This window comes from Mesorhizobium sp. WSM4313 (genome assembly GCF_002294725.1).
Taxonomy (GTDB): domain Bacteria; phylum Pseudomonadota; class Alphaproteobacteria; order Rhizobiales; family Rhizobiaceae; genus Mesorhizobium.
The window spans coordinates 401,898-418,179 of the sequence record NZ_NSFT01000001.1 but is presented as its reverse complement, the minus strand read 5'-3'; the positions used below and the strand labels follow the sequence as shown (position 1 = coordinate 418,179).

14 protein-coding genes are annotated in these 16,282 nt (G+C 63.7%); 9 read left to right on the top strand and 5 right to left on the bottom strand.

Annotated features, from left to right (window positions below; genetic code table 11):
- The first annotated feature begins 20 nt into the window (after positions 1-20).
- Both CK219_RS02100 and CK219_RS02095 read left to right on the top strand, forming a co-directional pair.
- Positions 21-320, top strand: coding sequence for a DUF3572 domain-containing protein (locus CK219_RS02100; protein ID WP_095765103.1), 300 nt, complete (start codon positions 21-23; stop codon positions 318-320).
- Entirely contained in the window at positions 317-970 is a 654-nt protein-coding gene (locus tag CK219_RS02095; RefSeq protein WP_095765102.1) for a hypothetical protein, read from the top strand. The genes CK219_RS02100 and CK219_RS02095 overlap by 4 nt, the downstream gene beginning before the upstream one ends.
- Positions 971-979: 9 nt before the next feature.
- Here the strand turns inward: CK219_RS02095 and CK219_RS02090 are convergent, their stop codons facing one another.
- On the bottom strand, positions 980-2,557 hold the full coding sequence (locus CK219_RS02090; protein ID WP_095765101.1) for a hypothetical protein: 1,578 nt from the start codon (positions 2,555-2,557) through the stop codon (positions 980-982).
- Positions 2,558-2,706: 149 nt separating this feature from the next.
- On the bottom strand, positions 2,707-3,282 hold the full coding sequence (locus tag CK219_RS02085) for a GNAT family N-acetyltransferase (RefSeq protein WP_095765100.1): 576 nt from the start codon (positions 3,280-3,282) through the stop codon (positions 2,707-2,709).
- Between the two features lie 65 nt (positions 3,283-3,347).
- On the opposite strand from CK219_RS02085, the gene CK219_RS02080 reads away from it, so the two are divergent.
- A complete protein-coding gene (locus tag CK219_RS02080) occupies positions 3,348-4,676 on the top strand; it encodes a DNA polymerase IV (RefSeq protein ID WP_095765099.1) in 1,329 nt (442 codons plus the stop codon).
- A gap of 4 nt (positions 4,677-4,680) precedes the next feature.
- Here CK219_RS02080 and CK219_RS02075 read toward each other — a convergent pair whose 3' ends face one another.
- Positions 4,681-5,184, bottom strand: coding sequence for a hypothetical protein (locus tag CK219_RS02075; protein WP_095765098.1), 504 nt, complete (start codon positions 5,182-5,184; stop codon positions 4,681-4,683).
- A 178-nt stretch (positions 5,185-5,362) separates the two neighbouring features.
- On the opposite strand from CK219_RS02075, the gene CK219_RS02070 reads away from it, so the two are divergent.
- Complete coding sequence (locus CK219_RS02070) at positions 5,363-6,250, top strand: DMT family transporter (protein ID WP_095765097.1); 888 nt, start codon at positions 5,363-5,365, stop codon at positions 6,248-6,250.
- A 146-nt stretch (positions 6,251-6,396) separates the two neighbouring features.
- Here CK219_RS02070 and dnaE read toward each other — a convergent pair whose 3' ends face one another.
- The gene (gene dnaE, locus CK219_RS02065; protein WP_095765096.1) at positions 6,397-9,921 is read right to left on the bottom strand and encodes a DNA polymerase III subunit alpha; all 3,525 of its coding nucleotides are present in this window, start codon (positions 9,919-9,921) and stop codon (positions 6,397-6,399) included.
- Positions 9,922-10,034: 113 nt separating this feature from the next.
- Entirely contained in the window at positions 10,035-12,047 is a 2,013-nt protein-coding gene (locus CK219_RS02060; RefSeq protein ID WP_095765095.1) for an acetyl/propionyl/methylcrotonyl-CoA carboxylase subunit alpha, read from the bottom strand.
- 268 nt (positions 12,048-12,315) lie between these two features.
- On the opposite strand from CK219_RS02060, the gene CK219_RS02055 reads away from it, so the two are divergent.
- From CK219_RS02055 to CK219_RS02035, 5 genes are all read left to right on the top strand, one after another.
- The gene (locus tag CK219_RS02055) at positions 12,316-13,443 is read left to right on the top strand and encodes an S-(hydroxymethyl)glutathione dehydrogenase/class III alcohol dehydrogenase (protein WP_095765094.1); all 1,128 of its coding nucleotides are present in this window, start codon (positions 12,316-12,318) and stop codon (positions 13,441-13,443) included.
- Between the two features lie 65 nt (positions 13,444-13,508).
- Positions 13,509-14,078: an S-(hydroxymethyl)glutathione synthase gene (gene gfa / locus CK219_RS02050; protein ID WP_095765093.1), complete on the top strand. Its 570-nt coding sequence runs from the start codon at positions 13,509-13,511 to the stop codon at positions 14,076-14,078.
- A 66-nt stretch (positions 14,079-14,144) separates the two neighbouring features.
- Positions 14,145-14,612, top strand: a complete 468-nt coding sequence (locus tag CK219_RS02045; protein ID WP_095765092.1) for a YaiI/YqxD family protein — start codon at positions 14,145-14,147, stop codon at positions 14,610-14,612.
- A gap of 26 nt (positions 14,613-14,638) precedes the next feature.
- On the top strand, positions 14,639-15,310 hold the full coding sequence (locus CK219_RS02040; RefSeq protein ID WP_095765091.1) for a DUF1345 domain-containing protein: 672 nt from the start codon (positions 14,639-14,641) through the stop codon (positions 15,308-15,310).
- A 98-nt stretch (positions 15,311-15,408) separates the two neighbouring features.
- Positions 15,409-16,281 carry a cytochrome b/b6 domain-containing protein gene (locus CK219_RS02035; RefSeq protein ID WP_095765090.1) on the top strand — a complete coding sequence of 291 codons (873 nt, stop codon included), beginning with the start codon at positions 15,409-15,411 and terminating at the stop codon, positions 16,279-16,281.
- Position 16,282: the final 1 nt, after the last annotated feature.

Sequence of the window (16,282 nt, the reverse complement as noted above, 5' to 3'; positions counted from 1 at the left end):
CCACCATTGCAAAGGTAACGATGGCGAACGCACCGTCAATGCGCGAGGAAGCGGAAACCATTGCCGTCAAGGCCCTGGCCTTCGTCGCCGCCGACCCGGAGCTTCTGCCCCGCTTTCTGGCGATCACGGGCATCGAGGCGAACTCGATCCGCAGGGCCGCAGCTGAGCCGGGCTTCCTTGCCGGCGTTCTGCAATTCATCCTGGCGCACGAGCCGACGCTTCTGCGCTTCGCCGAGGAAACCGGCACGCCGCCAGCCGCCGTCGGCAAGGCATTGCGCGCCCTTCCGCTCGGCGACGACGATCACGAGCGCTCGACATGAGCGACGATCCCGAGACGGCGCGGCAGATCGAAGAGCTTGCCGCGGATGACCGGCCGCTGCTGGTGCTCGACGTCGACGATGTCGTGCTCGAATTCGTCCGGCCCTTCCCGCATTTCCTGAAAACGCGCGGCTTCGGGCTGACGCTGGCTTCCTTCCGCCTCACCGGCAACATCGCCGAGACGGTGAGCGGGCGGCTGATCGAGCAGCCGGAAGTGACGGCGCTGCTCGGCGATTTCTTCGACGCCCAGGCGGACTGGCAAAGCATCGCAGAGGGTGCGGCGGACGCGCTGGCGATGCTCGGCCGAAGCGCCGAGATCGTCCTGCTGACCGCCATGCCGCACAAGCACCGCGCCGTGCGCCGTGCGCATCTCGATGCGCTGGGGCTCAATTACCCGCTGCTGACGACGGAAATGGCCAAGGGACCCGCCATCGCGAAACTGCGCGGCGTCGGGGGCCGGCCCGTCGCCTTCGTCGACGACCAGCCTTCCAACCTGGTTTCGGCGCGCAACTCCGTGGCAGATGCCCATCTCTTCCATTTGATGGCTGACAACTCGCTGCGCGCCTTCCTGCCGCCGACGCCGGAAGACATTATCTCGGTCGACGACTGGTGCGATGCGACGCCAAAGATCGCGGCCGCGCTCGGGCTTTAACCCAAGCACTCAGGGCTTCAGCTTCGCTCCGGCCCCACCATTGTCGCCGCCGTCCGAATCGTCTCCGCCGGTGGAATCATCCGTTCCGTCCGCGCCGTCATCGCCTGAGTTGTCATCCTGACCGGCGCTGTCGTCCTGGGCGGCGTCCGGTCCCTTCAGCATCGCGCCGTTGACCGTGACTGATCCATCGGCCTTGGTGTTGATCGTCCACTCCAGCCGGCCGTCCGGCAGCGTCTTGCCAAAGCCTTTGACGGCTAGGGCAAAGGGGAACGCCTGCGCCATCTGCTCATCGCTTTTGGCGGCTTCCTTCAAGGCATCGACGATCTTGTCATAGCCGGCGACATCGACGGTCACGCTCGCATCGGGTTTCTCGCCGGGAAAGGTCATCTCGCCTTCCAGCGCGACTTCGATGGCGCCGTTCTTCACCGTGCTGTGCCCGATCACGACCTTCGGATTCTTGGCCTTGAAATCGGCGACCAAAGCTTTGCCGAACTCGTCCGACAGCGGCGGATTCTTATTGAGATCAAAGCCTTCGATCGCCTTTTTCGCCATCGTATCGAGATCGATATTGGCGCCGCCGAAATGCAGGTCGATGTCGGTGGGCAGCAATGGGGCGGTCCATTCCGGCAGGGTCTGATGCGGGATCGTCAGACCGGCAGCCTTGATCGCGTAATCGACCTTGCCGTTCTGGGAGATGCCGTCCATGCCGAATGCGGTCCTGAATTGCGTGGCGCCGAACTTGCCGACAGGGCTGTCGACCTCGAAATTCTTGAAGCCGTAATTGCCGTCGACCCTTTCCCAAATGGGCAGCGCGGCCAGCATGAGCGATTTGAGCTCGGCCTGGTTGGCCTTGAGCTTGGCTTCGTCCTCATTGGCCACGGCAAAGGCAAGCAGGTCGAGCAGCGGCTTCGTCCGCACGCCCTTGCCGTTTGCGTCCACCGAAAGTTCCGGCGTCTTCAAGGTGAGCGGAAAATTCATCCCGCTGTCGGGATCGTTCACCTTGATCATCTCGACGAAGTCCGAGACTTTCTGCGTGGCCGTGAAGTCGACGCCGCCATTGGCGGATTTGGTCGCGGTAACGGTGGCGGTGCCGGCGCCAGTCGAGACATCTGCCTGCTGCTTGGCTTGCCGCGACGTCATGGTCATTCCGGCCAATGAGCTGGTCGCGCTGGTGAAGGCGGCGAGGGCCGGATCGTAGACGCTGGTCAGCTTGCCGTCCTTGATCGTGAACTCCATGCTCTGACGGCCTTCCGGTCCTTCGAACTCGAAGGATGCGCCTTGCGAGAAATTCGACGAGACGTCCCAGGATCCGTCGCTGCGCGGCTTCACCATCAGCGCGTATGGCGCCATGTTGAATTTCAGGAGCTTCTGTTCCGGCAGCGCATTGACGAGCGCCTTGACGTCAAGCGCAATCTTGTAGGCGTCGCCCTCGACCGAAACCTTGAGCACGCCCTTGTCGAACGCCTGCTTGCCGAAATAGCGCGCCAGATTGTCGGAAAGATCTTTGGCGCCTTGATTGTCGACGGTCTGGGCAAAAGCCGGCGCGCTGAGCGCAAGGGCAAAGGCAAATGGCAAAATACGCTTCACGTCAGTTCTCCGTGATTTCGGAAGACGAAATATTCATGCTTCTGGTAGGCAAGAAGCGTAACAGCCGCAAGACGCCGACTGTAGGCCAAAAGCTCATTCGGCTAAAGCGCTAGGCGCATCAGCGCCCAAAGCACAAGGCGCATCAGTACCTAAAGCACAAGGCGCATCAGCGGCCGGCCGGGCTTGCGCTCCACCAGCCTCTCGAAGCCGGCCTTCTCGAACACCCGCGACGAGCCGACGAAAAGCCCGATCGAGCGCGAATCGCGCGACAGGTCGATCGGGCAGGCTTCCAGCAGCCTCGCGCCGTTCTCGCGGGCGAAGGCGATGCCGCCCTCGACGAGGCGATGCGTGATGCCTCGTCCCCTCGCCCTGGCGCGGACGAAGAAGCAGGAGATCGCCCAGACGGCCGGGTCGCCGGCATCGGCGGGATCGACCGGGGCCGAGCCCCTGCCCTGATTGTTCCACTCGGGGATGTCGGCGCGCGGGCCGACCTGCATCCAGCCGGCGGCCTTGCCGTCCTCGAGCGCCAAGAGCCCCGGCGGCGGGCCCGTCTCGATTCGCGCCTTGATGAAATCCTTGTTCCGCTCCTTGTCGCTGGCGCGGCGCTCCGCCGGCGACAACCGGAAATGCGTGCACCAGCAGCCGTAGCAGGCACCCTGCTTGCCGAACAGGTCCTCGAAATCGGGCCAGCGCTCAGGAGTCAGCGGTGCGATGGTCGTGCTCATGCGATCTCCCCAGGCCAAGCTTGTTGCCGGCCCTGCGCTGTCGTACCATTGCGTTTGTTCTCTTTATGTTCGCAGCGATGGCGGCTCCTGTCAACAATCCCGAACACGGTTTTTGCCGTGACTGCTTGGCGCTCCAGCGCTCGGAGACGCGCCGCTGCGATCGCTGCGGCAGCCCGCGCCTTGTCCGCCATGCCGAGCTCTACCAGCTCAAGATCGCCCATATCGATTGCGACGCCTTCTACGCGGCGATCGAAAAGCGTGACAATCCCGCGCTGAAGGACAGGCCTGTCATCATCGGCGGCGGCCGGCGCGGCGTCGTCTCCACCGCCTGCTACATCGCCCGCATTCAGGGCGTTCGATCGGCCATGCCGATGTTCAAGGCGCTCGAACTGTGCCCCGAAGCGGTGGTGATCCCGCCCGACATGGAAAAATATGTCGGTGTCGGCCGCCAGGTGCGCGCGTTGATGCAGGCGCTGACGCCGCAGGTCGAGCCGCTGTCGATCGACGAGGCCTTTCTCGACCTCGCCGGCACCGAGCGGCTGCACGGCATGCCGCCGGCGCTGGTGCTTGGGCGCTTTGCGCAGACGGTGGAAAAGGAGCTCGGCATCACCGTTTCGGCGGGCCTCTCCTACTGCAAGTTCCTGGCGAAAATTGCCTCGGACTTCCGCAAGCCGCGCGGCTTTTCCGTGATCGGCGAAGCCGAGGCGCCAAGCTTCCTCGCCGCGCAGCCGGTGACGATGATCTGGGGTGTCGGCAAGGCGCTGGCCGCGACGCTGGAGCGCGACGGCATCCGCATGATCGGGCAGCTGCAGCGCATGGAGCGCGGCGACCTGATGCGCCGCTATGGCGTGATGGGCGACCGGCTCTACCGCCTGTCGCGAGGCGAGGACGACCGCCCGGTCGATCCGGACGGCGATGCCAAGAGCGTCTCGGCCGAAACCACCTTCGACAACGACATCGGAGCCCTGGCGGAGCTGGTGCCGGTGCTGCGCGGGCTGTCGGAAAAGGTCTCGGCCCGGCTGAAAAAATCCGGCATCGCCGGCCGCACCGTGGTGCTGAAGCTGAAGACGCAGGATTTCAAGACCCGCACCCGTAACCGCCAGCTCGGCGACCCGACGCGACTGGCCGACCGCATTTTCCAGACCGGGCTCGACCTGTTGCGCCGCGAGGCCGACGGCACAAAATTCCGCCTGCTCGGAATCGGCGTCAGCGACCTCTCCGACGACCAAAAGGCCGATCCGCCGGATCTGGTCGACGTGCAGTCGCGCAAGCGCGCGCTTGCCGAAGGCGCGATGGACACGCTGCGCGACAAGTTCGGCAGGAAAGCCGTCGAGACCGGCTATACATTCGGCAAGGGCCGCGCCGCCAATCCGCCCGAGCCGCTGGAAGATTGAAGGGTCAGGTCCGCTTGAGGTCGATCCGGCTCGTCACCACCATCTTGCCGGTTGCCGGATCCATGTCAGTCACCGTCATGCGCATGTTGTCCGGCCCGATCTTTTCCACGGTCAGCTCCGCATTGCGGTCGCCATTGACGACTTTCGCCCAGTGGATGTCGAGGTTGATTGCGTCGCCCTTGCGGCTTCCGCTGAGCCCGGCAGGTCCGCTGCGCGAACCTATGTAAGTGCCAGTGTAGCTCGCCCCGTCGACCTTCAGGTCGGCGCGGATTTCCCGCGACATGATCAACAACGCACGACAGGTGCCGTCAAGCGAGAGCGAGTCCGCCGTCGCGTCCGAAGTGAAGTTGCAGTTGATGTTCATCACCGGCGTGTTCGTTCTGATCCTGACCGTCCCCTTGCCGGCGAACTTCCCCTGCAGCGATCGCAGGAAGGCCGCCTCGTCGGCATGCGCGCCCGTCGCGCAGAAAAGACAGGCGGCGGCCAGCAAAGCGGCGGTCGATTTCATCAAGACGTTTCCCTCTCGCGATCATGCGCCCTCCGACGGAAGGCGTGGACTTAACGGATGCCCAGGCGCCAGGTTCCGCCGCCGCGATGACGGTTTTTTGACGCCCGCTCCGCTGGCCCAGTGGAATGACGCCACTAACGGTTGCGGCCCGGGTCCGGGCTTGCGACATAGGGCTCAAATGGCGCCCGCTCCCTCGATCCCAAAAGCCGCGTTCTGGATGGCTCTGTCAATCGCCTCGATGCTGGCGATGTCGGTTGCCGGCCGCGAGACGACGGCCGAGCTCAACGTCTTCCAGGTGCTGGAGCTGCGCTCGGTGATCGGTTTCTTCATCCTTTTGCCGCTGGTGATGATGAGCGGCGGTTTTGCCGCGATGCGCAGTGAGCGCCCGTTCGCCCATATCGCCCGCAACATGATCCACTATACCGGCCAGGCCGCCTGGCTCTACGCGCTGACGCTCATTCCGCTCGCCGTGCTGATCTCGATCGAGTTCACCACGCCGATCTGGACGGCGATCCTGGCGGTCAGCTTTCTGGGGGAAAGACTGTCCCGGTCGAAGCTCACGGCGATCGTGCTTGGCCTGATCGGCGTGCTCGTCATCGTGCGCCCCAGCGCCGGCTCGATGGATCCCGGCCACCTCGTCGTCTTGGGCGCCGCGGTCTGCTTCGGCATCTCGATGGTGCTGGTCAAGTCGATGACCAAAACCGAAAGCGTGGTGCGCATCATCTTCTGGATGCTGATCATCCAGTCGGCGGTTGGCCTGATCCCGGCTCTCTACAGCTGGCACAACCCTTCGCCAGGGCTCTGGCCATGGATCTTCGTCATCGCCTTCACCGGCATGTCGTCGCATTTCTGCCTGGCCCGCGCGCTCGTCCATGCCGATGCCACGATCATCTCGCCGATGGACTTCCTGCGCGTGCCGCTGACGGCGTTGGTAGGCTGGCTGCTCTACCATGAGCACATCGACGTCTTCACCGCCGGCGGCGCGGCTCTGATTCTCGCCGGCAATTTGCTCAACCTGCAGAAGAAGACGCCGCGGGTGGCAGAGGCGGAGGCGGCAACGCCCTGAGCTCGGGTGTGTTGAGATTCAGGTCAGGCCAAGCCGAAAATGGTGGCTTTCGAGAACCGGAGCGGAGCGGACATTCGGGTCCGTGAGCACCGGAAGCGCAGAAAACCAGCATTTGCAGGCTGGCATCACCTGAATTTCAACACAACCTAGACCAGCTCCACGTCCACCACGCCCTGCACCGCGCGCATGGCGGAGGCGATCTGCGGCGAGACGCGATAATTACCCAGGCCGATCTCAATCTCGCCCTGTGCCTCTCCCTTGAGAACGATGATGCTGACTTGACTGTCGCCACGCTGTTTGAGCTGCGATTGAATGATCGACGATGGTCCATCATCCCTGACAAAGATGCGCAGCGCTTTCTGGATGCGGCTGGCTTCATCGTCCAGTGATTGCACCGAGTTGATGCGCAGGTTCACACCCTCAGGCCTGTCTTCGGCCGCAACCATAATCACCACCGAACTGCCGGGCTCCAGCATGTCGCGATACTGCGCCAGGCCTTCGGAAAACAGTACGGCCTCATACTGTCCCGTCGTGTCGGAAAACTGCACGACGCCCATCTTGTTACCCGTACGGGTCTTGCGCTCCTGCTTGGAGGTGACCGTGCCGGCGAGGCGCCCGGCGGCGGCGCCGCGTTTGACCGCAGCCGAGAATTCCGCCCAGTTCTGCACCCGCATCTTCTGCAGCGCGGACTTGTACTCATCGAGCGGATGCGCTGAAAGATAGAAGCCGACGATCTGGAATTCACGGTGCAGCTTGTCGGCAGCAAGCCACGGATCGGTCGCCGGCAGGTTGAGAGCCTGCGACTGGCTCCCAAGCGAAGCGCCGAAAATGTCGGCCTGGCCGGAGATGGCGTTTTGCTGCGCCAGCGAGGCAAGGCCCATCATCCGCTCGACGCCGGCCATCATCTGCGCGCGGTCGTGGCCGAAGCAATCCAGCGCGCCCGCCATGATCAGGCTTTCGAAGACGCGCTTGCCGACGATCTTGGGATCGACCCGCTCGCAGAAATCGGCAAGGTTCTTGAACGGCTTCTCGCCGCGTTTCTCGACGATGTGCTCGACCGCCGCGTCGCCGACGCCTTTCAGCGCCGCCAGCGAATAGAAGATCTTGTTCTCGCCGACCTCGAAGGGACGGAAGCTCGACATCACCGACGGCGGCACCACCTCGATGCCGAGGCGCATGGCGTCCTGGCGGAAATCGGCCAGCTTGTCGGTATTGCTCATGTCGAGCGTCATCGACGCGGCGAGGAACTCGACCGGGTAATGCGCCTTGAGATAGGCGGTCTGGTAGGAAACGACCGCGTAGGCGGCGGCGTGCGACTTGTTGAAGCCGTAGTCGGCGAACTTGGCCAGGAGGTCGAAGATGAAATCGGCCTGCGGCTTTGAGACGCCGCGCTCGACCGCGCCGGTGACGAAGCGCTCGCGCTGCTTGTCCATCTCGGCGCGGATCTTCTTGCCCATAGCGCGGCGCAGGAGGTCGGCTTCGCCGAGCGAATAGCCGGAAAGCTCCTGCGCGATCTGCATCACCTGTTCCTGGTAAACGATGACGCCTTGGGTCTCCTTCACCAGATGGTCGATCTTGGGATGGATCGAGGCCATCTCCTCCTCGCCATGCTTTCTGGCGTTGTAGGTCGGGATATTCTCCATCGGGCCGGGCCGATAGAGCGCCACCAGCGCGATGATGTCCTCGATGCAGTCCGGCCGCATGCCGATCAGCGCCTTGCGCATGCCGGCACTTTCAACCTGGAACACGCCGACCACCTCGCCGCGCGACAGCATCGCGTAGGTGTCGGGGTCGTCGAGCGGTATCTTGGCGAGATCGATGTCGACGCCGCGCCGCCTTATCAGCTTCACTGCCGTTTCCAGCACCGTCAGCGTCTTCAGGCCGAGGAAGTCGAACTTCACCAGCCCCGCCTGCTCGACATATTTCATGTTGAACTGGGTGACCGGCATGTCCGAGCGCGGATCGCGGTACATCGGCACCAGCTCGGACAGCGGGCGGTCGCCGATGACGATGCCCGCGGCATGCGTCGAAGCATGGCGGTAGAGGCCTTCGAGCTTCTGCGCCGTGTCGAGCAGCGTCTGCACGATCGGCTCCTTCTCCGCCTCCTCGGCGAAACGCGGCTCGTTGGCGATGGCATCCGCCAGCTTGACCGGGTTGGCCGGGTTCTGCGGCACCATCTTGGAGAGCTTGTCGACCTGGCCGTAAGGCATCTGCAGCACGCGGCCGACATCGCGCAGCACCGCGCGCGCCTGCAGCGTTCCGAAGGTGATGATCTGCCCGACCTGGTCGCGGCCGTATTTCTGCTGGACGTAGCGGATGACCTCCTCGCGCCGGTCCTGGCAGAAGTCGATGTCGAAGTCCGGCATCGACACCCGGTCCGGATTGAGGAAGCGCTCGAACAGCAACGAAAAACGCAGCGGGTCGATGTCGGTGATGGTGGTCGAATAGGCGACCAGCGAGCCGGCGCCCGAACCGCGCCCCGGCCCGACGGGAATGCCTTGCGCCTTCGCCCATTTGATGAAGTCGGCAACGATCAGGAAGTAGCCCGGGAACTTCATCTTCTCGATGATGCCGAGCTCGAATTCGAGCCGCTCGCGATATTGCTCCACCGTGTAGCCCGGCGTCGGCCCGTGCGCGGCCAGCCGCGCCTCCAGGCCTTCGCGCGCCTGCCGGGCAAGCTCGGCCGCCTCCGCCTTCTCGGCTGCGTCCTTGTCGGCAGCGTCGGCGCCGGTGAAGCGCGGCAGGATCGGGCTGCGGGTCTTCGGATAGTAGGAGCAGCGCATCGCGATCTCGACCGTGTTGTCGATCGCTTCGGGCAAGTCGGAAAAGAGGCGCGCCATCTCGGCCTGGCCGCGCAGGAAATTGTCAGGCGAAAGCCGCCGGCGGTTGTCGGCGGCAACCACCGAGCCTTCGGCAATCGCAATCAGCGCGTCATGCGCCTCGTAGTCCTCGCGTTTGGAGAAGAAGGCCTCGTTGGTTGCGACCAGGGGCAGGTCATGCGTATAGGCAAGATCGACGGTCGATTTCTCGACCATGCGGTCGTAGCCGGCGACCCGCTCCAGCTCGACATAAAGCCTGTCACCGAACAGGCCTTTGAGGAACAGCAGCCGCTGTTCGGCGAGGTCGCGCCGGTCCGCTTTGAGCGCACTGCCGATCGGACCGCGCGGCCCGCCGGTCAGACAGATCAGCCCGTCGCACCGATCTTCCAGCATAGCGCTGGTCAGATGCACCGGCTCGCCTGGCGGCGTCTCCAGATAGCCCTTGCTGATCAGCCGCACGAGATTGCTGTAGCCGTCCTCACTGGCGGCGATCAGAACGACCGGCGACATGTCCGGGCCGTGGCGGCGGCGGTCGCGCTGGCCGTCGCTCACCTCGCCGGAAAAGGCCAGATCGATCTGGCAGCCGATGATCGGCTGGATACCTTCCTTGACCGCCTTCTGGGCGAATTCGAGCGCGCCGAACAGGTTATTGGTATCGGTGACCGCGATCGCCGGCGCCTCGTCCTTGACCGCATGGCCGACGATCGCGCCAAGCTGAAGCGCGCCTTCGAGCAGCGAATAGGCCGAATGCACGCGCAGATGGATGAACCTACGCGCCGGCGTTTCGGGCCGGCTGGCCTTCACTGCCGCTTCGCGCTGCAAAGGATCGCGTGGAAGTCGTTCATCCGCCATGTTTTTTCACGCTGTGCCAAGACTCATCGGTGCAGATGTATTGTCCCGGACGGGGCCATGCCAGTCCAGCACAATCGACCGCGACACAGGCTTGCGTCCCGCACCGCCCTTTGTCAGGCAAACTCCATGATCACCGCATCGACCGCCAGGCTGTCGCCGGGCTTCGCGTTGAGCTTGGCTATCGTGAGGTCGCGTTCGGCGCGCAGCACGTTTTCCATCTTCATCGCCTCGACCACGGCCAGCGTCTCGCCGGCCTTGACTTCCTGCCCCTCCGCCACGGCGATCGAGACGACGAGACCAGGCATCGGGCAAAGCAGCATCTTCGAGGTGTCGGGCGGCAGCTTCTCCGGCATCAGCCTTTCGAGCTCAGCGATCCGCGGCAGCATGGCGCGTGCCGTCACCGACATGCCTTTCCAGGCGATGCGCAAACCGTTCAGCGTCGGACGGATCTGCGCCACGACCTTGTCGGCGCCCACCATGCCCTGCCAGATCGCGTCGCCCGGCCGCCAGTCCGAGGCGACGGTCAGCGGCTTGCCGCCGTTGATCGACAAAGCGACCTCCATCGGGATGGAAATCATGCCATCGACGATCTCGACCGGCAGATAGTCAGCGCCGATCTTCACCACCCAATCGCGCTTGAGATGTCCGGAATGCGGCGCCAGCCGGCCGCTGAGGCGGTCGAGCCTGTCGCGGCGCAGCAGTTCGATCGCCGTTGCGACGGCGGCGAATACCGCCCTCTCCTCGCCATCCGGCGCGACCGGCGCAAAACCGTCCGGATATTCCTCGGCGATGAAGCCTGTCGACAGCCGCCCCTCGCGCCAGCGCGGATGCTGCATCAACGCCGAAAGGAACGGGATGTTATGCTCGATGCCGTCGACGATGAACCTGTCCAGCGCCTCTGACATGGCGTCGATGGCTTCCAGCCTTGTCGGCGCCCAGGTGCAGAGCTTGGCCACCATCGGGTCATAGAACATCGAGATTTCCGAGCCTTCGGTGACGCCGGTGTCGTTGCGGATGACGGTGCCGCCGAACGTGCCCTCCTCCGGCGGTCGATAGCGCGTTAGCCGGCCGATCGACGGCAGGAAATTGCGGAAGGGATCCTCCGCGTAAAGGCGGCTCTCCACCGCCCAGCCGTTGAGCTTCACGTCGCTCTGCTTGATGCCGAGCTTCTCGCCGGCGGCAACGCGGATCATCTGTTCGACCAGGTCGATGCCGGTGACCAGCTCGGTCACCGGGTGCTCGACCTGCAATCGCGTATTCATCTCAAGGAAATAGAAATTCTTGTCCTTGTCGACGATGAACTCGACGGTGCCGGCGCTCTGGTAGTCGACGGCCTTGGCCAGGGCCACCGCCTGCTCGCCCATCGCCTTTCTGGTCTTGGCATCGAGGAACGGCGACGGCGCTTCTTCCACCACTTTCTGGTTGCGGCGCTGGATCGAGCATTCGCGCTCCCCAAGGTAGACTGCCGCGCCATGCGCGTCGGCCAGCACCTGGATTTCGATATGGCGGGGATCGACGACGAACTTCTCGATGAAGACGCGGTCGTCGCCGAAGGAGCTTTTCGCTTCCGAACGCGCACGCTCGAAGCCGTCGCGCACCTCCGATTTGCTCCAGGCGATGCGCATGCCCTTGCCGCCGCCGCCGGCCGAGGCCTTGATCATGACCGGATAGCCGATCTCGCCGGCGATCCTTTCGGCATGGTCGGCGTCTTCGATGACGCCCAGCCATCCGGGCACGGTCGAGACCTTGGCCTGGCTGGCGAACTTCTTCGATTCGATCTTGTCGCCCATGGCCTTGATGGCCTTGGGCTTCGGCCCAATGAAGACGATGCCTTGCTTCTCCAGCGCCTCGCAGAAAGAGGCGCGCTCCGACAGAAAGCCATAGCCCGGATGCACGGCTTCGGCGCCGGTCTCCTTGCAGGCGGCGATGATCTTCTCAGGCAACAGATAGCTCTGTGCCGCCGGCGAAGGTCCGATATGCACCGCTTCGTCGGCCATCTCGACGTGCACGGCATCGCGGTCGGCATCCGAATAGACCGCGACGGTGGCAATCCCCATCTTGCGCGCGGTCTTGATCACGCGGCAGGCGATCTCGCCGCGATTGGCGATCAGGATTTTCTTGAACATTCGGATGTCGTCCTCCGGCGAAGCGGTCCAGTTCTATGGACAATCCCGCCATGTCTCAAGTGGCCGGCCGGTGCGCATCCGACTTGCTCGAATTGCGACTGCCGCGGCGAAAAACGTCGCAAGGGAAGTTGGCCGCCAGCAAGGAAAGCGATAAGGTGGTCGATGGGCTCGGAGAAACAAACGGCGGGCAGAGATTTCGTCCCGCCAGGCGGGAACGACGGCCTGCCGTAACCTGAAACTTACTGATTGCCTTGGGAGGAAACGCCTGATGAAAACGCGTGCCGCAGTCGCCGTCGCCGCCGGAAAGCCGCTGGAGATCATGGAGGTCGACCTCGAGGGGCCGCGCGAAGGCGAAGTGCTGGTCGAGGTCAAGGCGACCGGCATCTGCCATACCGACGAGTTCACGCTGTCGGGCGCCGATCCGGAAGGGCTGTTTCCGGCCATCCTCGGCCATGAGGGCGCCGGCGTGGTCGTCGATGTCGGCAAGGGCGTGACCTCGGTCAAGAAGGGCGACCATGTCATCCCGCTCTACACGCCCGAATGCCGGCAGTGCCCGTCGTGTCTGTCGCGGAAGACAAACCTCTGCACCGCCATCCGCGCCACGCAGGGACAGGGCCTGATGCCCGACGGCACCTCGCGCTTCTCGATGGGCAAGGACAAGCTGTTTCATTACATGGGCTGCTCGACCTTCTCCAACTTCACCGTGCTGCCCGAGATCGCGGTGGCCAAGGTCAATCCCGACGCTCCCTTCGACAAGATCTGCTACATCGGCTGCGGGGTCACCACCGGCATCGGCGCGGTCATCAACACCGCCAAGGTCGAGCAAGGCGCAACCGCCGTGGTCTTCGGCCTCGGCGGCATTGGCTTGAATGTCATCCAGGGTCTTCGCCTTGCCGGCGCCGACATGATCATCGGCGTCGATGTCAACAACGACAAGAAGGCCTGGGGCGAGAAGTTCGGCATGACGCATTTCGTCAATCCGAAGGAGATCGACGGCGACATCGTGCCTTACCTGGTCAACCTGACCAAGCGCGGCGCCGACCAGATCGGCGGCGCCGACTACACCTTCGACTGCACCGGCAACACCAAGGTGATGCGCCAGGCCCTGGAAGCCTCGCATCGCGGCTGGGGCAAGTCGGTCATCATCGGCGTCGCCGGCGCCGGCCAGGAGATCTCGACAAGGCCTTTCCAGCTGGTCACCGGCCGCACCTGGATGGGCACCGCCTTCGGCGGCGCGCGCGGCCGCACCGATGTGCCGAGGATCGTCGACTGGTACATGGAGAAAAAGATCCAGATCGATCCGATGATCACGCATACGTTGAAGCTCGAGGACATCAACAAGGGCTTCGACCTGATGCATGAGGGCAAGTCGATTCGCAGCGTCGTGGTTTACTGAGGAAAACAAGCCGCCGACCTATGGCCAGCGACTGAAGTTGCACAGGTTCAACAAGGGAGGACTCAATGCCTGAAAAACTGCATCCGAAGATCGACAACGGCTTGCCGAGGGAGAGCGCGAGCTTTGCCGGCGGCACGCTGGTCTGCGCCTGCACCAGCAATCCGGTGAAGGTGAAAGTCAAGGGCCAGATCGCCCACAACCATGCCTGCGGCTGCACCAAATGCTGGAAGCCGGACGGCGCTATCTTCTCGGTCGTGGCCGTTGCCGGCACTGGCGATGTCACCGTCACCGAGAATGGCGACAAGCTGAAGGTGGTCGATCCCGCCGCGCTGATCCAGCGCCATGCCTGCACCGGCTGCGGCGTCCACATGTACGGCCCGGTCGAGCGCGACCATCCCTTCAAGGGCCTGTCCTTCATCCATCCCGAGCGCTTCGAGGAGGATGGCTGGTCGCCGCCGGGCTTCGCCGCCTTCGTCTCCTCGATCATCGAATCCGGCGTCGACCCGAGCCGCATGGCCGGCATCCGCGGCCAGCTGAAGTCGATCGGGCTTGAGCCCTATGACTGCCTCAATCCCGGCCTGATGGACTATATGGCCACCTGGACCGCCAAGAGGTCCGGAGCCTTGGCGGCCTGACAATTGCGAAATTTCATGCGAAGGGGCCGGCCTATTGTCGGCCCTTTCGTTCATTTGGAGATAAGGTTGCCTGCCCCAATCATTTATGTCGACGCGGATGCCTGTCCGGTCAAGGCCGAGGTCGAGAAGGTCGCGGAGCGCCACGGCGTCGTCGTCACCTATGTCTCCAATGGCGGCCTGCGGCCGTCGCGCGATCCGATGATCCGCAACGTCGCCGTCTCCAAAGGCGCGGATGCGGCCGACGACTGGATCGCCGAGAACGCCAGGGCCAACGACGTCGTGATAACGGCCGACATTCCGCTTGCCGCGCGCACGGTGGCGCTCGGTGCGCATGTGCTCGGCCCCACCGGCCGCCCCTTCACCCCGGAAACCATCGGCATGGCGGTGGCGATGCGCGATCTCAAGCAGCATCTGCGCGAGACCGGCGAAAGCCGGGGCTTCAATGCCTCCTTCACACCGAAGGACCGTTCGCAGTTTCTGGGCGAGCTCGACCGCATCTTGCGGCGCGCGCTCAAATCCGTCACACCGGACTGATCCAACGTCTTCAAGGGCCTCGGGCCATGGGTGACGATCTCAAGACGCCGATGCATCGGCACATGCAGTTCGCCCTCGCCGCGGCCATCGGTATCGTGGCACTGCTGCTTGCCTTGTTGCTGCGCTGGCCGCTCCCCTACTCGATCGGCGCCAATGTGTTCTTTGCAAGCTATATCGCCCTGGTGCTGACCCTGATGCCGAGCCTTACCGGCCGCTATCTCCGAAAGAATGCGCGCGCGACCGACCTGCCCGTGCTGCTGATCTTTGCCGTCACGCTCTTTGTCGTCGGCGCGGCCATCGTCTCGCTGTTCCTGCTGATCAACCGCAAGGATGCCGCGCATCCGCTGCAACTCGCCTTCGCCATATTGTCGATCCCGCTCGGCTGGTTCACAATCCACGCCATGGCGTCGCTGCACTACGCGCACGTCTATTGGAAGGATGGCGACGGGATCGACGAGAAAACCCACAAGAAGATGCCGGTCGGCGGCCTCGATTTTCCGGGCGGCAAAAGGCCGGAAGGCTGGGATTTCCTCTATTTCGCGACGGTCATCGGCATGACGGCGCAGACGGCGGACACGGCCGTCACCACCTCGCAAATGCGGCTGGTCGTGCTTGTTCATTCGATCCTGACCTTTTTCTTCAACACGGTGATCGTCGCGGCGGCAGTCAATCTCGCGGTCAGCCTGGGCTCTCCGTAATAAATCCGTGATCGCATGAAACATTGCCTTGTGCGGCGACGTATTGAGGGGGAGACAATGACCTGAGAAGCCGCTTGCTTGAGGCGGCCGGAGGCAAGATGGACACTGTTGCCAACAACCATTCCGCCGTCGAGGCGGAAGGCAAGGACACGACCCTCATCTACCGGCAATCGCGCTGGACGCGATTGACCCACTGGATTTGGGCTTTCTCGCTGTTCTTCATGCTGCTTTCCGGCCTGCAGATCTTCAACGCGCGGCCGCAGCTCTATGTCGGCAAGCAGTCCGGCTTCGAGTTCAACAACACGATCCTCCAGATCGGCGCCGAAAACACCGCCAACGGTCAGCGCGGCTTCACTGAAATCTTCGGCCATCGCTTCGACACAACCGGCGTGCTCGGCTGGTCGGGTCCCCCGGGACAAGAGACGCCCCGCGCCTTCCCTTCCTGGGCCACGATCCCGTCCTATTACGATCTCGGCACGGCCCGCGTCGTGCACTTCTTTTTTGCCTGGATCCTGACCACGACCCTGCTCATCTGGCTGATCGCCAGCCTGGTCAACGGCCATATCCGTCGCGATCTTGCCCCTCGCGTGTCAGACCTGCGCAAGCTGCCGCGCGACATCGTCGATCATGCGAAGCTGAAGTTCCACCACACGCGCGAATACAACACGCTGCAGAAAATGGCCTATGGCGGCGTGCTCTTCGTGCTTTTGCCGCTGATGATCGTCACAGGCCTCGCAATGTCGCCGAGCATGAATTCGGTGCTGCCCTGGCTCAACGAAATCCTCGGCGGCAGGCAGACGGCGCGCACCATCCACTTCACCGCCATGGTGCTGCTCGTGCTTTTCTTCGTCGTCCACATCCTGATGATCCTCGCCGCCGGCCCGATCAACGAGCTGCGTTCGATCATCACCGGCTGGTACCGCACCGACCCGCCTGCGAAGCACGTTGAGCCGACCGAGAGGAGCGCCTGAC

Excerpts from the sequence above, each read along its gene's own strand:
- CK219_RS02075 (WP_095765098.1), bottom strand. The coding sequence starts at position 5,184 with ATGAAATCGACCGCCGCTTTGCTGGCCGCCGCCTGTCTTTTCTGCGCG.
- CK219_RS02055 (WP_095765094.1), top strand. The coding sequence starts at position 12,316 with ATGAAAACGCGTGCCGCAGTCGCCGTCGCCGCCGGAAAGCCGCTGGAG.
- CK219_RS02085 (WP_095765100.1), bottom strand. The coding sequence starts at position 3,282 with ATGAGCACGACCATCGCACCGCTGACTCCTGAGCGCTGGCCCGATTTC.
- CK219_RS02035 (WP_095765090.1), top strand. The coding sequence starts at position 15,409 with ATGGACACTGTTGCCAACAACCATTCCGCCGTCGAGGCGGAAGGCAAG.
- CK219_RS02040 (WP_095765091.1), top strand. The coding sequence starts at position 14,639 with ATGGGTGACGATCTCAAGACGCCGATGCATCGGCACATGCAGTTCGCC.
- CK219_RS02060 (WP_095765095.1), bottom strand. The coding sequence starts at position 12,047 with ATGTTCAAGAAAATCCTGATCGCCAATCGCGGCGAGATCGCCTGCCGC.
- CK219_RS02095 (WP_095765102.1), top strand. The coding sequence starts at position 317 with ATGAGCGACGATCCCGAGACGGCGCGGCAGATCGAAGAGCTTGCCGCG.
- CK219_RS02080 (WP_095765099.1), top strand. The coding sequence starts at position 3,348 with ATGTTCGCAGCGATGGCGGCTCCTGTCAACAATCCCGAACACGGTTTT.
- CK219_RS02070 (WP_095765097.1), top strand. The coding sequence starts at position 5,363 with ATGGCGCCCGCTCCCTCGATCCCAAAAGCCGCGTTCTGGATGGCTCTG.
- CK219_RS02100 (WP_095765103.1), top strand. The coding sequence starts at position 21 with ATGGCGAACGCACCGTCAATGCGCGAGGAAGCGGAAACCATTGCCGTC.
- gfa (WP_095765093.1), top strand. The coding sequence starts at position 13,509 with ATGCCTGAAAAACTGCATCCGAAGATCGACAACGGCTTGCCGAGGGAG.
- dnaE (WP_095765096.1), bottom strand. The coding sequence starts at position 9,921 with ATGGCGGATGAACGACTTCCACGCGATCCTTTGCAGCGCGAAGCGGCA.